We start from the raw sequence: 22,222 nt of genomic DNA, 5'->3' as shown, positions 1-22,222 counted from the left end.
AATGTGTACTTTTGTAATCTTAAAAAAACAATTTTTTGTCATTTTAGAGACTGTGTTTAACATGACATAATTCAAAATATATGAATCAACCAAAAAAACCTGCCTCGTCGGCAAGCAGGTATACCATAACAGCTGCTTTACCTTACACAAATGGCCCAATTCATATTGGTCATCTGGCAGGTGTTTATGTGCCTGCAGATATTTACGCACGCTATTTAAGATTAACAGGAAACGATGTGGCTTTTATTTGTGGAAGTGACGAACATGGCGTTCCCATTACCATTAAAGCAAAGAAAGAAGGGGTTTCCCCTCAGGATATTGTAGATAAATATCATGCCATTATAAAAAAATCGTTCGAGGATTTTGGGATTTCTTTGGACAATTATTCCAGAACATCGGCAAAAATTCATCACGAGACAGCTTCAGGATTTTTTACAACACTTTACAACAAAGGCGAGTTTATTGAAGAGGTTACAGAACAATTGTACGATGAGGAAGCCAACCAGTTTTTAGCCGATAGATTTGTAATTGGAACCTGCCCAAAATGTGGCAACGAAGAAAGTTATGGCGATCAATGTGAAAAATGTGGAACCAGTCATAATGCCACGGATTTAATCAACCCGAAGTCTGCCATTACTGGCAATGTACCAACTTTAAAACAAACCAAACACTGGTTTTTACCTCTAGATAAACACGAAGCCTTTTTAAGGGAATGGATTTTAAAAGGACACAAAAAAGACTGGAAACCCAATGTTTACGGACAAGTAAAATCTTGGATTGACGATGGTTTGCGTCCAAGAGCTGTAACTAGGGATTTAGACTGGGGAATTCCCGTGCCTCTTCCAGATGCCGAAGGCAAAGTGCTTTATGTTTGGTTTGATGCGCCTATTGGTTATATTTCCGCAACCAAAGAGTGGGCAGCACGCGAAGGAAAAGACTGGGAGCCTTACTGGAAAGATAAAGACACCAAATTGGTTCATTTTATAGGCAAGGACAATATTGTGTTTCACTGTATTATATTTCCTGCCATGCTAAAAGCTGAAGGAAGTTATATTTTACCAGATAATGTACCTGCAAACGAATTTTTGAATTTAGAAGGCAACAAATTGTCAACCTCTAAAAATTGGGCTGTTTGGTTGCCAGAATATTTAGAAGAATTTCCAAATCAGCAGGACGTATTGCGATATGCTTTAACAGCCAATGCTCCAGAAACAAAGGATAACGATTTTACCTGGAAAGATTTTCAGGCAAGAAACAACAACGAGTTGGTAGCCGTTTTTGGAAACTTTATCAACCGTGTGGTGGTGTTGACCAACAAGTATTACAACGGCCTTGTTCCCGAACCAAGTGAATTTTCGCAAATAGACGAAGAAACCCTTGCGGCAGTAAAAGCCTATCCTGCTGTTATTGCAAGCTCCATTGAGCGTTACAGGTTTCGTGAAGCCAGTCAGGAACTAATGAATTTAGCCAGACTTGGAAATAAATATTTAGCAGACGAAGAACCTTGGAAAGTAATTAAAGAAGATGAAGCCAGAACACGAACTATTATGTTTGTCGCCTTACAAATAGCTTCGGCTTTAGCTACATTAAGCGAACCTTTTTTACCATTTACTTCAAACAAATTAAAAAGTATTCTTAACGTCAGTTCGAGTGATTCGACAACGGAGAATCGTATCGAGAACTCTTGGTACGACATTGCTTCAAAAGACACTCTACTACCTGTTGGACATCAAATAGGAAAAGCCGAATTGTTGTTCTCAAAAATTGAAGACGAAACCGTTCAGGCACAAATAGACAAATTATTGGCGACCAAAAAAGCCAATGAAGCTGCGAACAAAGCCGTAGAACCTCAAAAAGAAACCATTTCGTTTGAAGATTTCACCAAGCTGGACCTAAGGGTTGGAACCATCTTGGAAGCTGAAAAAATGCCCAAAGCCAAAAAACTTTTGGTTTTAAAAGTAGATACAGGCATTGATGTAAGGACCATTGTTTCCGGAATTGCCGAAAGTTTCACTCCAGAAGAAGTAGTTGGAAAAAAAGTTACGGTTTTGGTTAATTTGGCACCAAGAGCCTTACGTGGTGTGGAAAGTCAAGGCATGATTTTAATGACAGAGACTGCTGATGGCAAATTGGTGTTCGTAAATCCTGATGATGCCAATGTGAATAACGGATTGCATATAAGTTAATATGAGAGCCTTTTTTATTTGCTTTTATGCTTTTGTTTCATGTTTGGCTACTGCCCAAGAAGATTGGTTATATTCAACCAACAGACTTTTTGAAAACGAAACCATAAAAGAAGCAACGCCTATTGTCAATTCCAAAACTGGTGAATTTGCTATATTTTATAAAATAAAAAAAGGTTTCATTGCTGAGCTTTATAATAATGAAAAACAATTATTGCATACTTTTTCTTTTAACAATTTGCCCTCTGAAGATTTAGTAGGTTATGTGTTTGAAGGACTTCAATATACCTTGTTTTTTGCAAATGCATCCATGAAAAAAATAAGTTGTGTTAAAGTTGATTTCAATTTAGGAACCAGTCAACTTATTGATGATGTGGAAATAGATTTAAAAGGCGAAAACCCCATTCAATTTGTAAAAAATGAACTAGGACTTCATTTGCTAACAATTAAAAAGAAATCGTCCACTCTTAAACTGTACACTTTTAATTTGAATGGAACATTTAAAGAAAGTTCCTATGATTTTTCAGACAAAACCTTTGAAAGAGACAATGGAATAACCTACAATCTATATTCCTTTTTATTTATTGTACACAAAACCAATGCTTTTGAATTTATTGACAATAATTTACCCTGTTCTTTAGACCAAGCCGTGGCCAGCACGAAAATTTTTTCAACACAAGACACTATCATTTTAACAATAAACCTCACTGATAAGCACACCTATGTTATTAGCCTAGACCTAAAAAATGAAGTATCTGGGTTTAATAAAATTGAAAATGTACATTTTTCCAAAAACAATTCTGCAAATACACATAGCAGTTTTTTAATAGATGAAGTACTTATTGACTCGTATATTTCAAATGAAAAATTGGTCATAAACTTTATAGACCTAACAAATAATACCATAATAAAGGAATATGTAATTTCTGAGGATGATTCTATTCATTTTAAAAATTCTCCCATTATTCTGGAAGGTGGTGATTTTGATGGTTATAGGGAATTGGAGAAAACATCTCAATTCATTAGAAAGGTTATTCATTCTAAAATGGCAATTTCAGCATATAAAAACAATAACAATTATGTGGTTACCTTGGGAAGTTACGAGCCCAGACCAAGCAATTTGAGCATGATAACTGGAGGCGTTCTAGGTGGTATTACTGGAGCTATTATTATGTCCATGTTTGACTCTTATACCAATAGTAAATCTATAAGGGTTTTGAGTTTATTGGACGAAAATTTTAATCATGTTCAAGGAGAAATACCTAAAAATGGATTTGATAAAATACATGCTTTTAAAGAAAACAAAAAATTAAATACGTTAGAAGCCCAAACTATTTTTAAATATAAAAACCATTTTATTTGGGGTGGTTTCGACAGAACTTCACAGGCTTACAATTTTTTTAAATTTTAATAGTTTTATTAAACAGAGATGAACAACCCTAAAGATTTACAATCGCATTGGAATACAGCTTATAACAAGGAAGACCAGAAGCTTGGTTGGTTTGAAGAAAACCCAGCACAAACCATGCAGCTTATTGAGTCCTGCAAGCTTGAAACCGATGCCAAAATTTTAAATGTAGGTGTTGGAACCACTACCTTAATAGAGGCACTTTTAGATAAAGGCTATACAAATCTTATTGCAAACGATTTAAGCCCTGTTGCCCTTAAAAAACTAAAAGACAGGATCCTAAAATCCCATGGTTATACCCTAAACTGCATAGCCGACGATTTAACCAATCCCACTTTATTACAAAATCTAGAACCTATAGATGTATGGGTTGATCGAGCTGTGCTTCATTTTTTTCTAAAAGAAGAAGAACAAAGGGCTTATTTCAACCTTATTAAAAACATAGTTTCTAAAAATGGTTATGTGCTTATTGCCGTTTTTTCCTTGGATGGTGCCCCAAAATGCTGTGGTTTGGATTTAAAACGCTACAATGTGGAGATGCTTCAAAATAGTCTTGGAGCAGACTTTCAACTTATAGATTCATTCAATCATACCTTTATAAACCCCTTTGGTGGCGAACGACCATACATTTATACCTTATTTAAAAGATGTTAAGGTTTTCTGAAAATCAATAACAAAAACATCTCATAGGAAAATTCTTCCGTAAATAAGATAGTCACGCACGTAAATGAATTATAATTTTAATTTTTTGCATCAATCTTGAAAGGGTTTATTGCCTACATTTGATACACATATAAAAACAATCATTAAAGATGAAACATGCACTCATTTTTTTATTTGCTTTATGCTTAATCTCTTGTGGAACCTCAAAAACCGTTAGGGATTCCAAAAAAGTCATTAAAGGAAACTGGACATTAACCTCCATAACATACAGTGAATCGGGAACCTATAACGTAACCCTTTTGGATGATGCTTCCAAATCCTGTTTTGAAGGTAGTACTTGGCAGTTTATTCCAAATAACAACACAGGTGTTTACACCATAAACGATTCTTCCTGTGAACTGGGAGAACGCTATTTTGTGTTTACCATTCAAGAAATTGATGAAACCACAGGTTTGTACGACTTTCTTCTAAAGCCAACAAACAAAAAAGGCAAATCGGAAACCAATCAAGGGTTTAGGTTAAGACTCAATGCCTTATCCGAAACCAACATGCAATGGCAACAAACCGTTTCTGTAAACAATAAGCCATTTACCATATTTATGAACTTTACAAAACTTTAAAATCATGAACTTACTTATAAATAAATTAAAAATAGCCACTCTAATAGGCTTAACACTAATTAGCTTTACAAATTGCAAAGCTGTAGACAACGCAAACAACAAGCAAAAAGGTGCTGTAATTGGTGCAACTGGTGGAGCCATATTGGGAGCCATAATTGGCAACAATGTTGGTAAAGGTGGTAATGGCGAATTAGGTGCTGTTATTGGTGGCGTTGTAGGTGGTGGAGCTGGTGTGCTTATTGGTAATAAAATGGACAAGCAAGCCCAAAAAATTGAGGAAGAAATCCCTGGAGCACAAGTAGAACGTGTAGATGATGGTATTGTGGTTACCTTTGACGAAAATAGTGGTGTGTATTTTGCAACAGACAAATACAACATTAATAGTGCCTCTCAAGAAACCTTAAATAAATTGGCAAACGTGTTCAAAGAATATCCAGATACCAATATTTTGGTTGTTGGCCATACAGACAGTGTTGGTGCAGAATCTTATAATATGACACTCTCTAAAAATAGGGCCTATGCCGTTACCAATTACCTTATTGGCACAGGATTGAACAGTGGTAGGTTTACAACCAATTGGTTTGGGGAAACACAACCTATGCACGACAATTCCACTGCAGAAGGCAGAGCCAAAAACAGACGTGTAAATGTGGCCATTTTACCTAGTGAAAAAATGATAGAAGAAGCTAAAAACCAAGCAAACAATTAATAAATATACAAATGAAATTTAGATTATTAGAATTAACAGCCTTAGCGCTTATTCTTTTTACCAGTTGCAATAACAACGAAAAAAAGAATCCTGAAACATCCTCAGAAAACCTCCTTGAAGAAGAAATGGTAATCGATTCACATACAAGCGAAAGTTCCTTGGATTGGGAAGGCACTTACAAAGGAACCTTACCATGTGCCGATTGTGAAGGGATTGAAAGAACCATTACCATTAAAAAAGACCAAACCTTTGTTGCCAAAGACAATTACCTAGGCAAAAAAGATGGTGTTTTTGATAGTCGTGGCTATATTAAATGGTTGGACGATGGTCAAAAAATACAATTATCAGACGATAATGGTACCATGTATTTTGTAGGTGAAAACACCTTGACACAACTGGATAGATCTGGAAATAAAGTAACTGGCGAATTAGCCGATTTTTACGTTTTGAAAAAACAAAATAATTCCAATGATAACGAGATTGCCTTTACAGACACCAAATGGAAATTGGTGAAACTTATGGGAAAAGACATTACCAACAGTGAGGCTTTTATTTCTTTTGCGACTGAAGAAAATAGAGTGTTTGGTCATGCTGGATGCAACACCTTTAATGGTACCTATACCATTGAGAACAACACACAATTGAAACTTTCCAAAATAGCAACAACCATGAAGGCTTGTCCAGACATGACAGTTGAAGATCAATTTAAAGAGGTCCTGAACAAAGCAGACAACTTTTCGCTTAACGGAAATACCATGACATTGAACAAGGCTAAAATGGCGCCTTTGGCAGTTTTTGAAGCTGTGGAATAAGTCCATTACGTCACTATACACGAAAAACCTCGTAGACTATGTACTACGAGGTTTTTTTATTACTTTTCAACTTTCAAAATTGACCTATGATTTCCTATATAATATCCCAAACCCAACTTCCAGAAGTTTCGGTAAAAAATACCATTGCATTATTAAATGAAGGTGGCACCATTCCTTTTATTTCACGCTATAGAAAAGAACGCACAGGTAATTTGGATGAAATTCAAATTGGTGACATTCTAAAATATAAAGAACAATTTGAAGCCCTTGAAAAACGTAAGGAAGCCATCTTGAAATCTTTAGAAGATCAAGCTGTTTTAACAGAAGAGCTTAAACAAAAAATAAAAGAAGCCCAGGATTTAATTACGCTGGAAGACCTTTACCTGCCCTTCAAAAAAAGCAGAAAAACAAAAGCTGAAACCGCTAGAAAAATTGGCTTGGAGCCTTTGGCTAAAATTATTATGAGCCAAAATGCTTCCGATATTGACTCCATTGCTCTTAAATTTGTAAAAGGGGAAGTTGCTTCTGCCGAGGAGGCTCTGGAAGGTGCCAGACATATTATTGCCGAGTGGATTAATGAACGTACTGATGTTAGAAACAACATACGTTATCAATTGGAACGCTTTGCAACCATTGCCACAAAAGCCGTAAAAAAGAAAGCTGAAGAAGATGAGGCTCAAAAATTCAGGGATTATTTTAATTGGGAAGAAGCGTTAAGGAGAATTCCTTCACACAGATTACTAGCTATATTAAGAGCTGAAAAAGAAGGCTTCATTAAAGTAAAAATAAACATAGATGATGAAAGAGCTTTGGCTAAAATTGAAGCACGCATCATTCGGTCTAGTAATGCCTGTTCAGAACAAATACAGATTGCTATTCAAGATGCCTATAAGCGCCTGTTGTTTCCATCTTTATCTAATGAAGCACTTCAAAAAGCCAAAGAAAAAGCAGACGAAGCTGCCATTGATGTATTTGCAAAAAACCTGAAACAGTTGTTATTAGGTTCGCCCTTGGGAGAAAAACGTGTGTTGGCCATCGATCCTGGTTTTAGAACAGGTTGCAAAATTGTGTGTTTGGATGCCCAAGGGAATTTAAAACACAACGAAACCATTTATCCACATCCACCAAAAAACGATGCCATTGGAGCCATGAAAAAAATAAGTTCCCTTTCTGAAGCCTATCAAATTGAAGCCATTGCCATTGGCAATGGAACAGCTTCCAGGGAAACCGAAGCCCTTATTAGGAAAATTCGGTTTAAAAATGATATTCAGGTCTTTGTGGTTAGTGAGGCTGGAGCCAGTATTTATTCGGCCTCCAAAATTGCTCGGGACGAATTCCCAAATTACGATGTAACCGTTCGTGGTTCGGTTTCCATAGGAAGGCGTTTGCAAGACCCTCTTGCCGAACTGGTAAAAATTGATGCCAAATCCATTGGAGTTGGACAATACCAGCATGATGTAGACCAAACGAAACTTCAAAAAGAATTAGATAATGTCGTTGAAAATTGTGTGAATGCTGTTGGTGTAAACATCAATACGGCAAGTACCAGTTTACTGAGCTATGTTTCTGGAATTGGACCAAAACTTGCAGAAAACATTTTTAATTATCGAGCTGAACATGGTGTTTTTAAATCCAGAAAAGAGATTAAAAAAGTACCTCGTTTAGGTGATAAAGCCTTTGAACAAGGGGCTGCTTTTTTAAGGATTAAAGATGCCAAAAATCCCTTGGACGATTCTGCAGTACATCCAGAAAGTTATGCCATTGTTGAAAAAATGGCTACGGATTTAAACAAAAAAGTTTCAGACTTGATTGGAAATAAAGACCTGCTTGAAAAAATAGATTTAAAAAAATATGTTACAGATACTGTAGGCTTGCCCACACTTCAGGACATTCTTAAAGAACTGGAAAAACCAGGTCTGGATATTAGGGAACAAGCCAAGGTGTTCACGTTTAATCAAAACATTAAATCCATAACCGATTTACAAAAAGGACAATTGCTTCCTGGCATTGTAAACAACATTACCGATTTTGGAGCTTTTGTGGATATTGGCATTAAAGAAAGTGGCTTGATTCACGTGTCTAATTTATCAGATGGTTTTGTGAGCGATGTAAACGAACATGTTGGTTTACATCAACAAGTTATAGTAAAAGTTCTGGAAGTGGATGTGCCCAGAAAACGCATTCAATTACAATTGCAATCATAAAAACTGGATAATATTTAACCATATCTTGCTAATTTAGTCTTAGTTAAAACCGTAAAGGTTGTGTACTTTTGCCGCTTCATTTTAAGAAGCTAAATAGTTGTTTTATGAAAAAGGCAAGAATCGCATTGGTTGTTGGAATATTTTGTATTTCCATATTCCCTATTTTGGTAAAATTAAACCTAACTCCAGGTGTGATTTCGGCATTCTACAGAATGTTGTTTTCCCTTCTGTTGTTATTGCCTTATGTGTTAATAAGCAAACAGCTACAAATACCCAATTTAAAAGCTGGACTTCTAGCCGTTATTTGTGGTGTGATCTTTGGAAGTGATGTGGCTGTTTGGAACATTGCCATTCAGGAATCTACTGCAACACAAGCTTCCTTGTTAACAAATTTATCTCCTGTTTGGGTAGGTGTATTTTCGTTGTTCTTTTTAAAAGATAAGCCTAAAACCAATTTTTGGATTGGTACTGTTATAGCTGTTTTTGGAATGATTATGTTGGTTGGTTTTACAGTGTTTAAAAATCTGGATTTTGATTTAGCCTTTATTTTTGGGGTTCTTTCTGGAGTTTTATATGCCATATATATGCTGGTAAGCAAAGAGGTTTTAAAGAGCATGACTGTAATCTCGTTTATGACCATAAGCTTGATGTCTTCCTCAATTTATTTAGGTGCGGTAAGTTATGCCATAAACGAACCTTTTACTGGTTTTTCAAATGCTGGTTGGTTGGTTTTGGTAATTCAGGCAGTGGTTTGTCAACTTTTGGCCTGGTTGCTTATTAGCTATGCAACACAGCATATGAGAGCAACTCGGGTTTCTGTAAGTTTGTTAGGACAAGGCATTTTAGCTTCTATTTTAGCATGGTTGTTTATAGATGAAGCCATTTCATTGCAAATGGTTCTTGGTGGCTTAATTTTACTCTTTGGTATTCGTGTAACCTTTTTTGAAAAACAACTAATAAAAACAAAAAAAGCGACCTAAATGATACAGGTCGCTTGTAAAAAGATGCGCTACATACTATTTACTCAACATTAACAACTCATTGCATAAGATTTCGGTTGTGTAATGTTTTTTACCGTCTTTATCTTCCCAAGAACGGTTTGTTAATTTGCCTTCTACGGCAATTTCTTTTCCTTTGGTTATATAGTTTTCAACAACTTTCACCAATCCACCTTTTACGATAATGTTGTGCCAGTAAGTGCGTTCTACTTTTTCTCCTTTTTTGTCTTTGTAGCTATCGTCTGTAGCTAATGAGAATTTGGCCATTTTGTTACCATCTTCAAAATTGATAATTTCAGGGTCTTGTCCTAATCTTCCAATCAAATGTACTTTGTTTCTAAGCGTGTTCATAATTTTAAATTTTAATGCCTGCCCGAAGACAAGCGGGTTAAACAGTTAATACTATCGAGTTCTGATGTTTCGACAAGGCAAAGATGCAACCACTTGCAAATGTTAGTCGGTTTTTAACTGTTTAAATTCGTTTGTAAATGTTTGTAGTCGTTTGTACTTGGTTAAGCGTACCATAAAAATCCTTATCTTTATAAGTAATGGCAAGACTTTTAAGTTATTTATATCCAATCACTAAAAAAATTGAATCGGATATCAATGGCACACTAGAACTAACCTGGCACAACGGGAAAAAGCATTTAAACTCAAAAAATGCCAACTATTCCTATGGCTCTTTACAACAGATTTTAAAATTTGGTTTAGACAAGGTAGATCTTACAAAAGTAAATTCTGTTTTGTTACTGGGACTTGGTGGTGGCAGTGTGATTGAAACCCTTAGAAAAGATTTTAACCATCAAAAGCCCATAACAGCTGTAGATATTGATCCTGTAATTATCGATATTGCAAAAGAAGAATTTCAACTTAGCACAATAGACAACCTGCATATTGTTTGTCAAGATGCGCAAGAGTTTACCAAATCAACCCACAAAACATTCGATTTAATTATCATCGATCTATTTATCGACACACAAGTTCCAGACCAATTTCTGGAAATACCCTTTTGGAAACAGGTTGTAGCCCTTAAAACTTCAAGTGGTGTCATTTTATTTAATGCATCTTTGGAAACCAATTTGGGGTCCAAATTAACAACAGTGATTCACTTTTTAAAATCGCATGTTTTTAAAGTTGCCGTTTATGAAAAAGTAAACCATACCAATACCATAATTTTAACAAGCTCTTTATAAACTTTCGGCCGTTATTTTGTAAATTTAGGATATTAACTAAAAATTCAAGATTATGTCCTATTATTATTCCGCAATTATAAACAACATCTCTTTTGAAGATGCCATAGAAAAAACAAAATTAGCTTTAAAGGATGAAGGTTTTGGAGTTTTAACCGAGATAAACATTAAAGATACCCTTAAAAAGAAATTGGATGTTAATTTGGATCCCTATATTATTTTGGGAGCTTGTAGTCCAAAGCATGCATACCAAGCCATACAGAGCGAACCACATATTGGTGTTTTCTTACCATGCAATGTGATAGTGAAACAATTAAAAAACAACCAAATTGAGGTAGCAGCAGTAAACCCAATTGCCTCTATGGGAGCTGTAGAAAACAAAAATCTTGGCAAGGTTGCCAAAGAAGTAGAAGACCATCTTAAAAAAGCCATAGATGCTTTAAAATAATTAATCCAAAGTTTTTCAGGAACTTCAGTTTAAAATTTGATCTTTAATAAATTATGCTATTGTTACTTAGCTTTAACTCTTTGTAATAAAATAATCTGTATATTTATTTTTAAATCAACCAACAATTAAACCAACATGGGATTATTTAAAAAGCTTGCTTTATATATTTCGGTTATCATTATCTACATAGCCTTGGTAAATACCAGTCCTGAAACACAATTTAATTTAACAAGGGAAGACGGCTTGTTTGAAAACACAAGCGCTATTGCTTTTTTCTTTGCATTTATAATTTTTACCTACTTATTTTTTAAATCCAAAAACCTAGACAATTTATTTTTTGGTATTAAAACCAAAAGAAATGTGTTTTATGGCTTGTTAGCTTTGTTGTTTTTAATCTCCTGTGGCGAAGAAATTAGTTGGGGACAACGCATCTTTGGTTGGAGCACTCCAGAATCCTTAATGGAAATGAATGCTCAAAACGAAACCAATTTTCATAATTTATGGTTATTTCAGGCAAGCAACAAAGATGGTTCTTCAAAATCTTTTATGGAACTGTTTTTAAATATGGGAAGACTGTACACCATTTTCTGGATGATATACTGTGTGCTTATTCCTGTAGCATGCTTTGTTTCGGTACAGTTTAAAAAGTTTATCACTCACATAGGAATCCCTATTGTTCCACTGTGGATTGGAGGCTTTTTTGTAGTTAATTACTTAGCGCTATACGGAACCATTTATGGTTTCCATTCGCAACTTGACGAAGCCAATAGAATCATTGAAGTTAGAGAATCCCTTCAAGCCGTTGGTTTCCTGTTATTTGCCCTATACAGTCTTTGGTATTATAAGAAAATCATACAAAATCAATAGGTATCACATGAAAACTTGTCCTGAATGTGGCGATAAAATTGTAGGCAGAATAGACAAAAAATTCTGTAGTGATGCCTGTAGAAATTCTTATAACAACAGAATAAATAAGGACAGTAAAAACTTAATTAGAAATACCAATAACCGTTTAAGAAAAAATTACAGAATCCTTGAGGAATTAAATCCAGACCAAAAAACCAAAACATCCAGAGCCAAACTTATAGAAAAAGGATTCGACTTCAATTACTTTACCAGTATCTACACTACCAAGGCCGGAACGGTATATTATTTTGTTTACGACCAAGGCTACTTGCCCTTGGAAGGAGATTATTTTGCACTGGTAAAACGAGAAAACTAATAAAGAAACCTCCTTACTTTTCACTCTTCGATCAAAAAAATTTCTTAAACATGATTAAAGTCATGTTTTAAACCTGAGCGTCATTATATTTTTGTATAAAAGATAAAAAGGTCTTTTTAACTAACTTAACTAGAAATCTCATGTTATCAAAAAAACAAGCACGCGCTTTTTTCCTTGGAGGCACTGTGGTGACATTCTTAATCTTTATAGGATTAACCATATTCTCTTTTAGTAAAGGGCAGGATCAAACAAACCATGAAGGTATTACAGAACAAGTTGTTCGTGGAAAAGTTTTATGGGAAGAAAACAATTGTATGGGTTGCCATACCATTTTAGGTGAAGGAGCTTATTACGCACCAGAATTAACCAAAGTCATTGAACGTCGAGGCGAAGGCTACATCAAAGCCGTTTTAATGTCTCCTATTCCTTGGAATCCTAATGGCAGACAAATGGTTGCTTACGGATTTTCAAAAGAAGAAGCTGAAGATTTGATTGCTTTCTTTGAATGGATAGAAGGCATAGACCTAAATGGTTTCGATACTGTTGTATCTCCTTTGGCAAAAGACAGAATGGATAAAAACTAATAAACTAACTAACTATGAAATATAAATCTCAAAAAGTAGCCTATTGGTTTTTTGCCTTTTCCATGCTACTACTCGTTTTACAAATTACCTACGGATTCATCATGGGCTTTGCCCGTATTGGGTTTGATGGTTTACACGAATTTATTCCTTTTAACACAGCAAGAGCTGTGCATACAAACTTGTTGGTTGTATGGCTCTTATCTGGTTTTATGGGAGCTGCATACTATATTATTCCTGAAGAGGCCCAACGTGAACTTGTAAGTGTAAAGCTTGCTTATGTACAACTTATTTCCTTGGCTGTTGTTGGTGTAGCTGCAATAATTGGTTACCATTTCAATTGGTGGGAAGGAAGAAAGTTTTTAGAAATCCCAAGACAATTGGATTATTTGGTAGTAGTGAATGTCCTTTTATTTTTAGGTCTCATTTTAGCAACCCTCTTTAAAGGAAAACGAAAAACCACAACGGCTTTGGTTCTTACTATGGGATTACTGTTTGCTGCATTACTTTATATTCCTGGTATGCTTCCTTTTGACAGTCAGGTAACAGACTCCTTTTTCAGATGGTGGGTTGTACACTTATGGGTTGAAGGCGTATGGGAATTGATTATGGGAGGTATTTTATCTTTCTTATTGATAAAATTAACTGGTGTTGATAGAGAAGTGATTGAAAAGTGGCTATATGTAATTGTTGGTTTAACGTTCTTATCAGGTATTCTTGGAACTGGTCACCACTACTATTACATTGGTGTTAACAAAATTTGGTTAATTGTGGGTGGTATTTTCTCTGCATTGGAACCTTTGGCTTTCTTAGCAATGGCTTTGTTTGCAGTAAACATGTATAGAAAAGGGGAAAAGAAACACCCTAATAAAATAGCTTTGTTCTGGACCCTTGGTTCAGCCATCGTATCCTTTGTAGGTGCAGGTTTATTAGGGTTTGCACATACCTTGCCACAAACAAATTTATACACACATGGTACCTTGGTAACAGCCATGCATGGTCACCTAGCCTTTTGGGGAGCTTACGCCATGATTGTGTTGGCCATTATTAGCTATGCCTTACCAAACATGACAGGTAGAAAACTATACGATAGCAGTGTTGGTAGAGCAGCATTTTGGCTCTCCAATATTGGCATGCTAGGAATGACAGTGGCCTTTGGCGTTGCTGGTGTGGCACAAGTATATTTAGAACGTAAATTTAAAATGGACTTTATGGAAGTTCAAGCTGAAATTAGCATCCACTTTGTGGTACTAATTTTATGTGCTACCATGTTTGCAACTGGAATAGTAATGTATATCTGGGATTTTTATAAACATGGAAAACCAACAGATGAAGCTTTAGACTTAGAATCCGATTTATAACAATTAATAGCAAGAAAAGGTCCTTTTGGTTGCTTACAGATCCTGAAGTAAAATTTGCTCATACCTGACAATCACCCACTTCATAAATCTTAAACTTAAGGGCCTTTTTAAATATTAAGCAACATGGAAAAAACACTAATAAAACCTAGTTTAAAACCCACTATTTTGAAAACAGAAACCCAACATACAAACACTGAAACACCTTTCTATAAACCTATAGCTAAAGAAATTGAAGTGTTTGAACAGGCTTTTACAAACAAAATTCCCATGTTATTAAAAGGGCCAACTGGTACCGGAAAAACACGTTTTGTGGATTTTATGACCCATAAATTGAACAAAGAATTAATTACCATTTCCTGTCATGAAGAAACGTCTTCCACAGATTTAATTGGTCGTTATATCATAAAAGGAGCCGAAACCGTATGGATAGATGGCCCTCTTACCAAAGCTGTAAAAGAAGGAGCCGTAATCTATCTAGATGAGATTGCAGAAGCCAGACCAGATGTTATTGTGGCCATTCATTCCCTCACAGATCACAGAAAAGAACTCTATATCGATAAATTGGGTAAAACCATAAAAGCACATCCAGACTTTATGTTGGTGGCATCTTTTAATCCAGGTTACCAAAAAGGTTTTAAGGAATTAAAACCTTCAACCAGGCAGCGTTTTATAGCTTTAGCCTTTAACTATCCCAATGAAAAGGACGAAGCCGAAATTTTAATCTACGAAACACAAATTGACGCTTCAACAGCAAAAAAACTAGTGGCTATTGCCAATAAAATTAGAAACCTTACAGAATTAGGCTTGACCGAAACTGTATCCACACGTTTATTGGTGGATGCTGCCAAACTTATTCACACTGGCTTGGGCAAACGTTTGGCCGTTCGTGTAGCAGTGGTTGAACCTTTAACAGACGACATCGAAATTACCGAAGCTTTATCGGATTTGTGCGATTTAATGATTTAAATAAAAAATCATGTTTGAACCAGATGAATTCATCTATTCCAAAGTAGTTAATTTCTTAAAGCGACGTAAAAAGCAAGCTCAGGAAACACTGGAACATGCTGTAAAATTAAACGATATTAAACAGCGACTTACCATTTTTTCCAGAGCCATAACCGGTGAAGCCATTGAAATTTTTGAAGCCGAACGTGAAGGTGGCTATAAAAACAACAGTTTTTTTCTGCCCTCTCGATATGCCGAGTTTCAAACCTTGGAACAAAATACCAAGTTCTATATTTTTAGGATAGTATACCTATCTGTTCAAAAAAACTTGGACTTAAACTTTACTGCTGAAGAAGAGTTTACCTTAGAACATGCACGGGAAAAAGCCCAAGAAACATCCACGTTGGTCTTAAATGACATGTTTAACCAATTCCCCATTACCAAACATATCCATCAGGAACTTATTTCCCATTATTTTAAAATGGCAACAGACAAAAAGCCTGAAGACTTAAGCTTTATTTATGGTAAATGGATGAAAAACGATCCTAAAATCTTAAAAAAAGCCGTTTTAAACAACATCTCAGAACAAGTAAAACAAGCCATAGACCAGGAAATAAATACCATTTTAAAAGCCAATGCCGTAGAGGAAATCACCTCTTTGGAAATTGATAAAAAACAACAGGAAGATTATGTGATGACACATAATTTTGAAAAAATTGAAACTGCCGAAGAATGGGAAGGTGGCTGGAGGGATTTTGATGGCGACGACGATCTGGATGATCATGCCAATGCCTTGGAAGACCTTAACATGAAACATACCGTTAGGGTAGACGACCCAACACATTCCATTTATCAAGCAGAATTTATTGAAAACACTACCATTTCCGAAAGTACCGAACTAAATACCGAAGCTCCACATATTGCTTACGACGAATGGGATTTTTCCAAAAGGGAGTACAAACCAAAATTTTGCAAGGTCTATCCCAAAATACAACAGGAAACAGATACTGCATATTATAAAAAAACACTTCAAAAAAATGCTTCAACCTTAACAGGATTGCGTAAAATGTTAACGTCGGTTAACAACAAATACCAACAACAACGCAGGCAAACCCAAGGTGAGGATTTTGATCTGGATGCCATAACAGATTTGTATGTAGATGTCCATTCCAGACACACACCTTCAGAAAAAATATACCTGTCCAAACGTAAAAAAGACAAAGACCTTTCCATTTTAATACTACTGGATGTCAGTCTGTCCAGTGATGGTTATGCTGGAGGCAATAAAGTTATTGATGTTGAAAAACAAGTATCCATTATTTTTGGTGAAATCCTTAATGAATTTAATGTTGATTTCTCCATTCAAAGCTTTTATTCCAAAACCAGAAATTACGCCACCTATCTCTCCCTGAAAGGTTTTGACGACACTTGGGATAAGGCCAAACACAAAATTGGCGCTGTGGAACCTAGTGGCTACACCAGGATTGGAGCTGCTTTACGTCATTCGGGCACTTTGTTGGACTCAAGGGACACAAAAAACAAATGGGTTATTTTAATCTCAGACGGAAAACCCAACGATTACGATAAATACGAGGGCAAATACGGCATCAACGATGTGAAGCAGGCGCTTCGTGAATTAAATCAGCGAAACATCAATTCCTATGCTTTGGCTATTGAAGCACAAGCAAAATATTATTTGCCACAAATGTTTGGGCAAAACCATTATCAAATATTAACAACACCTGTAGAGTTGTTACAGTCGTTAGTGAAACTCTACGAAAAAATAAAGCATCAAAGTTAAACATGAATTCATACTTACCCGAAGTAGAAAAGTTGGAACAAGGACATCCTTTGCAGGTATATTATCAAGAAAGCGCGTTGATTCAGGACTTGATTTTAGAATTATACGATGTGAAAGTATCAGAAGATTTTCAAAAATACTTTAATATTTTCAATCAACTCACCACAATTGAAAAGCGCTTCAAACGAAAAGAAAATCAGCTTTTTCCGTATTTAGAAAAACATCATTGGAATGGGCCAAGTCAAGGTATGTGGTCTTTTCATGATGTATTAAGAGAGCAAATTAGACTGCTGCACAAACACAACGAAACAAAAGATGTGGAAAAAATCACTGAAAACCTTCCTTATTTATTGGAAGGTATAAAACGATTAATGCTTATTGAGGATCAAAAATTGTTTCCCAACGCCATGCGTTTGCTAACCAAAGAAGATTGGGAGGAATTTTATGAAGGAGATGAGGAAATTGGTTGGATGCTTAAAGAAAAGCCTGCGCCTTTTCCAAATAAAGATTCAAAATATATACATCCAAGTGAAGACCTAACAGATCGCACACAAAGTTTTTCTTTAGAAAACACTTTTCATTACGACGAAGGTTACATGACTCCCGAACAGGTAAATTTATTATTGAGGTTTTTACCAGTAGACATTACTTATGTAGATGAAAACGACAAAGTAATTTTTTACAATCGTGGAGAAGACCGAGTGTTTGCAAGAAGCAAAGGGATTATTGGAAGAGAAGTACGTTTTTGCCATCCACCAAAAAGTGTGGACATGGTTTTAAGGATTTTAGAGGAATTTAAAGCAGGAAATAAGGACTCTGCCGAGTTTTGGTTCAACTTTAAAGGGCGAATCATTCATATTAGATATTTTGCCATAAGGGACAAAAACAAAACCTATAAAGGGGTTATAGAAATGTCTCAGGACATTACAGAAATCCAAAAACTAGAAGGACAAAAAAGATTGTTAGATTGGGATTAGCATTGAGATTATGAGTCAAGTTACTACAAAAGCATCACTTTATTATCCACCAGGTGGTATTTTAATGTGGATTATAGTGTATTTGGAATTGTTCACCTTTGGAGCCGTTTTGGTGGCCATGGCATTATACAGCAAAGACGAAGCCAGCATTTTCCATGAGTCCAGGTTGCAGTTAAACACTACCTTTGGTGCCATAAATACTTTGTTTTTATTGGTTAGTGGCTTTTTTATGGCTCTTACAGTTACTGCTTTAAAAACAAACAACCTATCAAAATCAAAAACATACTTAAAACTGACCATGCTTGGAGGGTTGTTGTTTTTAGGCTTGAAGACCGTAGAATACTTTGATAAAATTGAAGCTGGACTAACCATGGGCTACAACACCTTCTTTTCCTTTTATTGGATGTTAACGCTATTTCACGTGATTCATGTTTTGGTTGGACTGGTGATTTTAGCTTCTGTTTTTAGGACCATGAATAAAAACCCCGAAAAACTCATTATGGAAGATGTGGAAGCCAGTGCCACTTTTTGGCATATGTGTGACCTTATTTGGCTGTTGTTGTTCCCTGTAATTTATTTAGTGTTTTAAGATGAAACAGAACCCTTTTTTTTATGTTTTGATATTGTTAATTGCATTAACCGTTTTATCGGCTGTTGTTGCAAATTCACATTTGGAAAATGCTGCCACAATCATTATGGTTTTAGCTGCTTTTAAATTTTTGGCAGTTGCTTTTTATTTTATGGAATTACGTCATGCCAATACGTTCTGGAAAGCCTTGTTAATTGCATTCTTAACCATTTTTATTGGTTTGGTTTTAATAATTTAATATGACCGAAAAGACCAAATACAATATTGCCATTATAAGCATCTTGCTCATTCTTTTTGTTGTTTACAATGGATTTGTTTACACCTCTAAAGAAAACGCAAATCCAGTAATATTAACGGAACAAGCACTTCACGGGCAGCGTTTATGGCAGGAAAACAATTGTTGGTCTTGCCATCAAACCTATGGTTTGGGAGGCTATTTGGGTCCAGATTTAACCAATGTGTACAGTGCAAAAAATAAAGGCCCTCAATACATTAAAGCCTTTTTAAACAGCGGTGTAAAAACAATGCCAAAATTCAACTTTTCTGAAAGCGAAAAAGAAGCTTTGGTTAGTTATTTAAAATTTGTGGATAGCACTGGATATTATCCAAACTACCATGCTATATTTAAACCGAGTGGTTGGATTGAATTAGAGTATAAAAATGAAAAATAAAACCAGTACCCTTTTTTTAATTACAGCTCTTTTAGCTTTGTTAATGGGTGTTACTTTTGGGCTTTTTGCTGCCTTACAGTATCTCATTCCTGAGTTCTTAAAGGACCTTTTACCGTTTCATAAAATGAGACCGTTTCATGTAACAACAGTGATTACCTGGATAGTGCTTTGTGCTACTGGAAGTATTTATTTTTACTTGAGCCAAGTTGAAAAGTTCAAGTTATTTTCAGATAAATTAATGAAAACTCATTTCATTGTATTTCTTATTACAGGAATTGGCATCTACCTGTCTTATTTCTTCGGGAAAATGGAAGGCAGGGAATACCTGGCTTTTACCCCAATTTTAACCATTCCCATTTTGTTTGGTTGGCTTCTTTTTGGGATTAACTATTTTAAAACCATGCTGAAACAGGTTAAAAACTGGCCTGTTTATTATTGGATGTGGGGAACTGGAATTGTTTTTATGATGATTCATTTAACCGAAGCTCATTTGTGGTTAATGCCATATTTTAGGGAGCATGTTATAAAAGATTTAACGGTTCAGTGGAAATCTTATGGATCTTTTGTTGGCTCTTGGAATATGTTGGTTTATGGAATTTCTATTTACGTGATGGCCAAAATAAAAGGAGACCATGCCATTGGAAGGGGTAAACTGGCTTTCTTCTTCTATTTTCTGGGCTTAACAAATCTCATGTTTGGTTGGGCACATCATACCTATATTGTTCCTACATTACCATGGATTCGTTATGTGGCTTATGGCGTAAGCATGAGCGAATGGATTGTTTTGGGATATATGATTTACGAATGGAGACGCAGCCTAACCAAGAAAGAAAAAGACAGTTACCCTTTGGCTTATAGATTTTTAGTGACAACAGACTTCTGGATATTCGTCAATTTAATCATTGCATTGCTTTTCTCCATTCCAGCCATAAATTTCTTTACCCATGGCACACATATTACAGTAGCGCACTCCATGGGAACAACCATTGGTATTAACACAAGCATTTTATTTGCTTCGCTTTTATTTATAGTTTCTAGGATATCTGCTTTTACCAAGAAAGAAGAAACTTCTATAAAAAGAAGTCTTTTGGGATTTAATATCTCACTCTTTTTGTTCTTTATGGCTTTATTGGTAGCTGGTGCCAGAAGAAGTCATTGGATGTACGCAGGAAACGACACCTCTTTTTCAAACATGCAAGAGAGTTTGTTCTGGGTCTATATGGCTTTTTTCGTGTTTGGAATAACACTCACCACAAGTATGGTGTTTATTGGTTTACCTATATTAAGAAAGCTAATCAATGGTCTTAGGCTTTGAATCTGTTTTTAAGACATCAAAAGATTTTAACGAAATATACCTCCCTTTAACCTTTATTTCTTCCACAAACTCTGCAATGCTTTTGTCCTTAAAATCCTTGAACAATTTGTCCTTGAATGCCGAAACCGTAAAATGCACAGGACAGGGATTGCTGTCGCCACATTTAGAAAGTCCCAAAAAGCACTGACTGAACCTTTCATTACCATCAATTACAAGAACAATATCCCAAACGGTTTTGGTTTTGTTTTCTTCGCTTAAATAAAAACCACCATAAGGTCCTTTTGTAGAAGTAACCAACCCATTTTTATTTAATTGTTGCAGTAATTTAGCCAAAAAAGGTTGAGGTGCTTCTAATTCTCCTGAAATAATCTTCACTCCTATTTTATGCTTTTCATCGGAACACATTCCTAAATAAAGAATGGATCTTATAGCATATTGACACGCATTTGATAACACAGTATTTTTTTTCAAAGATATAAAAAAGATGTTTTTATCCTATTTCAATTAACATTATCTTTGTTTATGATTTATATCATAATTTAAAAGGCAGGTTACCAATAAATTTGTGGCTTGTAAAAACCGTAATTATCTAAAAGTTTTGGACTTAAAAAAAGAAATCCTTCGTTTAAAAAAAGAAAAGAACGCCGTTATTTTAGCACATTATTACCAAGTGCCGGAAATACAGGATGTTGCTGATTATGTTGGAGATAGCTTGGGCTTGTCGCAAAAAGCTGCAGAAACAGATGCTGATATCATTGTTTTTGCAGGTGTGCATTTTATGGCTGAAACGGCTAAAATTTTAAACCCTGACAAAACAGTTGTTTTACCCGATTTAAATGCTGGGTGCTCTTTGGCTGACTCCTGTCCTCCAGAAGCTTTTAAAGCTTTTAAGGAACAGCATCCAGACCATTTGGCGATTACTTATATCAATTGTTCGGCAGAAATTAAAGCCATGAGCGATATTGTTTGTACATCATCCAACGCTTTAAAGATTGTGGAATCTGTACCAAAGGAAATCCCCATCATCTTTGCTCCAGATAAAAACTTAGGTCATTATATCAGCAAAGTTTCTGGTCGGGATTTAGTGCTATGGGATGGCTCTTGTATTGTGCATGAAGCGTTTTCAATAGATAAACTTTTAAAATTATACAAAGAACATCCAGGCTCTAAAATTATTGCACATCCGGAATCTGAAGCACATATACTGGATGCAGCAAATTATATTGGTTCTACAGCTGGTATGATAAATTATGTAAAAACACATCCACAGGAAAAATTTATTGTTGCCACAGAAGCTGGCATCTTGCATAAAATGCAACAAGAAGTGCCAAACACCCTTTTAATTCCTGCTCCAGCCGAAGAGGACAACACCTGTGCTTGTAGTGAATGTGCGTTTATGAAGGTAAATACCCTTCAAAAATTATACGATTGTTTATTAAATGAAAGCCCTCAGATAGATGTACCTGAACCTATAAGAAAAAAAGCATTGCTCCCTATTGAACGCATGCTTGAACTTTCTAAATAA

Annotated in this window: 24 protein-coding genes; 22 read left to right on the top strand and 2 right to left on the bottom strand. The window is 35.4% G+C overall.

From position 1 onward, the window contains the following. The first annotated feature begins 80 nt into the window (after positions 1-80). The 8 genes from metG to AACY93_RS04485 all read left to right on the top strand — a co-directional run bounded on the left by metG (position 81) and on the right by AACY93_RS04485 (position 9,579). Positions 81-2,186, top strand: coding sequence for a methionine--tRNA ligase (gene metG / locus AACY93_RS04520; RefSeq protein WP_286852563.1), 2,106 nt, complete (start codon positions 81-83; stop codon positions 2,184-2,186). Position 2,187: 1 nt separating this feature from the next. Then, positions 2,188-3,594, top strand: a complete 1,407-nt coding sequence (locus AACY93_RS04515; RefSeq protein ID WP_286852564.1) for a hypothetical protein — start codon at positions 2,188-2,190, stop codon at positions 3,592-3,594. A gap of 18 nt (positions 3,595-3,612) precedes the next feature. Beyond that, positions 3,613-4,245 carry a class I SAM-dependent methyltransferase gene (locus AACY93_RS04510; protein WP_286852565.1) on the top strand — a complete coding sequence of 211 codons (633 nt, stop codon included), beginning with the start codon at positions 3,613-3,615 and terminating at the stop codon, positions 4,243-4,245. A 158-nt stretch (positions 4,246-4,403) separates the two neighbouring features. Then, a complete protein-coding gene (locus AACY93_RS04505) occupies positions 4,404-4,874 on the top strand; it encodes a lipocalin family protein (protein WP_286852566.1) in 471 nt (156 codons plus the stop codon). A 4-nt stretch (positions 4,875-4,878) separates the two neighbouring features. Next, positions 4,879-5,583, top strand: coding sequence for an OmpA family protein (locus AACY93_RS04500; RefSeq protein ID WP_007647566.1), 705 nt, complete (start codon positions 4,879-4,881; stop codon positions 5,581-5,583). A gap of 11 nt (positions 5,584-5,594) precedes the next feature. Beyond that, positions 5,595-6,395 carry a copper resistance protein NlpE N-terminal domain-containing protein gene (locus tag AACY93_RS04495; protein ID WP_286852567.1) on the top strand — a complete coding sequence of 267 codons (801 nt, stop codon included), beginning with the start codon at positions 5,595-5,597 and terminating at the stop codon, positions 6,393-6,395. 86 nt (positions 6,396-6,481) lie between these two features. Continuing rightward, positions 6,482-8,599: a Tex family protein gene (locus AACY93_RS04490; protein WP_286852568.1), complete on the top strand. Its 2,118-nt coding sequence runs from the start codon at positions 6,482-6,484 to the stop codon at positions 8,597-8,599. 104 nt (positions 8,600-8,703) lie between these two features. Further along, positions 8,704-9,579 (top strand): DMT family transporter, encoded by an 876-nt coding sequence (locus AACY93_RS04485; RefSeq protein WP_286852569.1) that lies wholly within the window; start codon positions 8,704-8,706, stop codon positions 9,577-9,579. Between the two features lie 36 nt (positions 9,580-9,615). Here the strand turns inward: AACY93_RS04485 and ssb are convergent, their stop codons facing one another. Further along, positions 9,616-9,948 (bottom strand): single-stranded DNA-binding protein, encoded by a 333-nt coding sequence (gene ssb, locus AACY93_RS04480; protein ID WP_286852570.1) that lies wholly within the window; start codon positions 9,946-9,948, stop codon positions 9,616-9,618. A 197-nt stretch (positions 9,949-10,145) separates the two neighbouring features. Here ssb and AACY93_RS04475 point away from each other — a divergent pair, with 197 nt between their 5' ends. The 13 genes from AACY93_RS04475 to AACY93_RS04415 all read left to right on the top strand — a co-directional run bounded on the left by AACY93_RS04475 (position 10,146) and on the right by AACY93_RS04415 (position 20,697). Beyond that, complete coding sequence (locus AACY93_RS04475) at positions 10,146-10,790, top strand: fused MFS/spermidine synthase (RefSeq protein WP_286852571.1); 645 nt, start codon at positions 10,146-10,148, stop codon at positions 10,788-10,790. 52 nt (positions 10,791-10,842) lie between these two features. Then, positions 10,843-11,235, top strand: a complete 393-nt coding sequence (locus AACY93_RS04470; protein ID WP_007647550.1) for a DUF302 domain-containing protein — start codon at positions 10,843-10,845, stop codon at positions 11,233-11,235. A gap of 135 nt (positions 11,236-11,370) precedes the next feature. After that, a complete protein-coding gene (locus AACY93_RS04465; protein ID WP_286852573.1) occupies positions 11,371-12,102 on the top strand; it encodes a hypothetical protein in 732 nt (243 codons plus the stop codon). A gap of 7 nt (positions 12,103-12,109) precedes the next feature. Then, the gene (locus AACY93_RS04460; RefSeq protein WP_007647548.1) at positions 12,110-12,457 is read left to right on the top strand and encodes a hypothetical protein; all 348 of its coding nucleotides are present in this window, start codon (positions 12,110-12,112) and stop codon (positions 12,455-12,457) included. Positions 12,458-12,597: 140 nt separating this feature from the next. After that, positions 12,598-13,041: a cytochrome c gene (locus AACY93_RS04455; protein WP_007647547.1), complete on the top strand. Its 444-nt coding sequence runs from the start codon at positions 12,598-12,600 to the stop codon at positions 13,039-13,041. A gap of 14 nt (positions 13,042-13,055) precedes the next feature. Further along, positions 13,056-14,399: a cbb3-type cytochrome c oxidase subunit I gene (locus tag AACY93_RS04450; protein ID WP_007647543.1), complete on the top strand. Its 1,344-nt coding sequence runs from the start codon at positions 13,056-13,058 to the stop codon at positions 14,397-14,399. A gap of 123 nt (positions 14,400-14,522) precedes the next feature. Then, positions 14,523-15,365, top strand: a complete 843-nt coding sequence (locus tag AACY93_RS04445) for a CbbQ/NirQ/NorQ/GpvN family protein (protein ID WP_286852574.1) — start codon at positions 14,523-14,525, stop codon at positions 15,363-15,365. Between the two features lie 10 nt (positions 15,366-15,375). Beyond that, positions 15,376-17,145, top strand: a complete 1,770-nt coding sequence (locus tag AACY93_RS04440) for a VWA domain-containing protein (RefSeq protein ID WP_286852575.1) — start codon at positions 15,376-15,378, stop codon at positions 17,143-17,145. A gap of 2 nt (positions 17,146-17,147) precedes the next feature. Further along, positions 17,148-18,122, top strand: coding sequence for a PAS domain-containing protein (locus AACY93_RS04435; RefSeq protein ID WP_286852576.1), 975 nt, complete (start codon positions 17,148-17,150; stop codon positions 18,120-18,122). Positions 18,123-18,132: 10 nt separating this feature from the next. Next, entirely contained in the window at positions 18,133-18,711 is a 579-nt protein-coding gene (locus AACY93_RS04430; RefSeq protein WP_007647530.1) for a cytochrome c oxidase subunit 3, read from the top strand. A 1-nt stretch (position 18,712) separates the two neighbouring features. Next, on the top strand, positions 18,713-18,949 hold the full coding sequence (locus AACY93_RS04425) for a cytochrome C oxidase subunit IV family protein (protein ID WP_040491290.1): 237 nt from the start codon (positions 18,713-18,715) through the stop codon (positions 18,947-18,949). Position 18,950: 1 nt separating this feature from the next. Continuing rightward, the gene (locus AACY93_RS04420) at positions 18,951-19,382 is read left to right on the top strand and encodes a cytochrome c (RefSeq protein WP_007647521.1); all 432 of its coding nucleotides are present in this window, start codon (positions 18,951-18,953) and stop codon (positions 19,380-19,382) included. Continuing rightward, positions 19,372-20,697, top strand: a complete 1,326-nt coding sequence (locus AACY93_RS04415; protein WP_286852578.1) for a cbb3-type cytochrome c oxidase subunit I — start codon at positions 19,372-19,374, stop codon at positions 20,695-20,697. The genes AACY93_RS04420 and AACY93_RS04415 overlap by 11 nt, the downstream gene beginning before the upstream one ends. Here AACY93_RS04415 and AACY93_RS04410 read toward each other — a convergent pair. Further along, complete coding sequence (locus AACY93_RS04410) at positions 20,674-21,168, bottom strand: Rrf2 family transcriptional regulator (protein ID WP_238307553.1); 495 nt, start codon at positions 21,166-21,168, stop codon at positions 20,674-20,676. The two genes, AACY93_RS04415 and AACY93_RS04410, sit on opposite strands and share 24 nt — an antisense overlap. A 127-nt stretch (positions 21,169-21,295) precedes the next feature. Here AACY93_RS04410 and nadA point away from each other — a divergent pair, with 127 nt between their 5' ends. Further along, a complete protein-coding gene (nadA, locus tag AACY93_RS04405) occupies positions 21,296-22,222 on the top strand; it encodes a quinolinate synthase NadA (protein ID WP_286852579.1) in 927 nt (308 codons plus the stop codon).

Origin of the sequence: uncultured Xanthomarina sp., assembly GCF_963971605.1 — a bacterium.
Taxonomy (GTDB): Bacteria; Bacteroidota; Bacteroidia; order Flavobacteriales; family Flavobacteriaceae; genus Xanthomarina; species Xanthomarina gelatinilytica.
Note: the sequence above shows the minus strand (reverse complement) of the source record. Positions and strands in the feature narration are given on the sequence as shown.

What these genes read in the sequence shown, in the direction of transcription:
- metG (WP_286852563.1), top strand. Translation starts at nt 81, where the DNA reads ATGAATCAACCAAAAAAACCTGCCTCGTCGGCAAGCAGGTATACCATA.
- AACY93_RS04515 (WP_286852564.1), top strand. Translation starts at nt 2,188, where the DNA reads ATGAGAGCCTTTTTTATTTGCTTTTATGCTTTTGTTTCATGTTTGGCT.
- AACY93_RS04510 (WP_286852565.1), top strand. Translation starts at nt 3,613, where the DNA reads ATGAACAACCCTAAAGATTTACAATCGCATTGGAATACAGCTTATAAC.
- AACY93_RS04505 (WP_286852566.1), top strand. Translation starts at nt 4,404, where the DNA reads ATGAAACATGCACTCATTTTTTTATTTGCTTTATGCTTAATCTCTTGT.
- AACY93_RS04500 (WP_007647566.1), top strand. Translation starts at nt 4,879, where the DNA reads ATGAACTTACTTATAAATAAATTAAAAATAGCCACTCTAATAGGCTTA.
- AACY93_RS04495 (WP_286852567.1), top strand. Translation starts at nt 5,595, where the DNA reads ATGAAATTTAGATTATTAGAATTAACAGCCTTAGCGCTTATTCTTTTT.
- AACY93_RS04490 (WP_286852568.1), top strand. Translation starts at nt 6,482, where the DNA reads ATGATTTCCTATATAATATCCCAAACCCAACTTCCAGAAGTTTCGGTA.
- AACY93_RS04485 (WP_286852569.1), top strand. Translation starts at nt 8,704, where the DNA reads ATGAAAAAGGCAAGAATCGCATTGGTTGTTGGAATATTTTGTATTTCC.
- ssb (WP_286852570.1), bottom strand. Translation starts at nt 9,948, where the DNA reads ATGAACACGCTTAGAAACAAAGTACATTTGATTGGAAGATTAGGACAA.
- AACY93_RS04475 (WP_286852571.1), top strand. Translation starts at nt 10,146, where the DNA reads ATGGCAAGACTTTTAAGTTATTTATATCCAATCACTAAAAAAATTGAA.
- AACY93_RS04470 (WP_007647550.1), top strand. Translation starts at nt 10,843, where the DNA reads ATGTCCTATTATTATTCCGCAATTATAAACAACATCTCTTTTGAAGAT.
- AACY93_RS04465 (WP_286852573.1), top strand. Translation starts at nt 11,371, where the DNA reads ATGGGATTATTTAAAAAGCTTGCTTTATATATTTCGGTTATCATTATC.
- AACY93_RS04460 (WP_007647548.1), top strand. Translation starts at nt 12,110, where the DNA reads ATGAAAACTTGTCCTGAATGTGGCGATAAAATTGTAGGCAGAATAGAC.
- AACY93_RS04455 (WP_007647547.1), top strand. Translation starts at nt 12,598, where the DNA reads ATGTTATCAAAAAAACAAGCACGCGCTTTTTTCCTTGGAGGCACTGTG.
- AACY93_RS04450 (WP_007647543.1), top strand. Translation starts at nt 13,056, where the DNA reads ATGAAATATAAATCTCAAAAAGTAGCCTATTGGTTTTTTGCCTTTTCC.
- AACY93_RS04445 (WP_286852574.1), top strand. Translation starts at nt 14,523, where the DNA reads ATGGAAAAAACACTAATAAAACCTAGTTTAAAACCCACTATTTTGAAA.
- AACY93_RS04440 (WP_286852575.1), top strand. Translation starts at nt 15,376, where the DNA reads ATGTTTGAACCAGATGAATTCATCTATTCCAAAGTAGTTAATTTCTTA.
- AACY93_RS04435 (WP_286852576.1), top strand. Translation starts at nt 17,148, where the DNA reads ATGAATTCATACTTACCCGAAGTAGAAAAGTTGGAACAAGGACATCCT.
- AACY93_RS04430 (WP_007647530.1), top strand. Translation starts at nt 18,133, where the DNA reads ATGAGTCAAGTTACTACAAAAGCATCACTTTATTATCCACCAGGTGGT.
- AACY93_RS04425 (WP_040491290.1), top strand. Translation starts at nt 18,713, where the DNA reads ATGAAACAGAACCCTTTTTTTTATGTTTTGATATTGTTAATTGCATTA.
- AACY93_RS04420 (WP_007647521.1), top strand. Translation starts at nt 18,951, where the DNA reads ATGACCGAAAAGACCAAATACAATATTGCCATTATAAGCATCTTGCTC.
- AACY93_RS04415 (WP_286852578.1), top strand. Translation starts at nt 19,372, where the DNA reads ATGAAAAATAAAACCAGTACCCTTTTTTTAATTACAGCTCTTTTAGCT.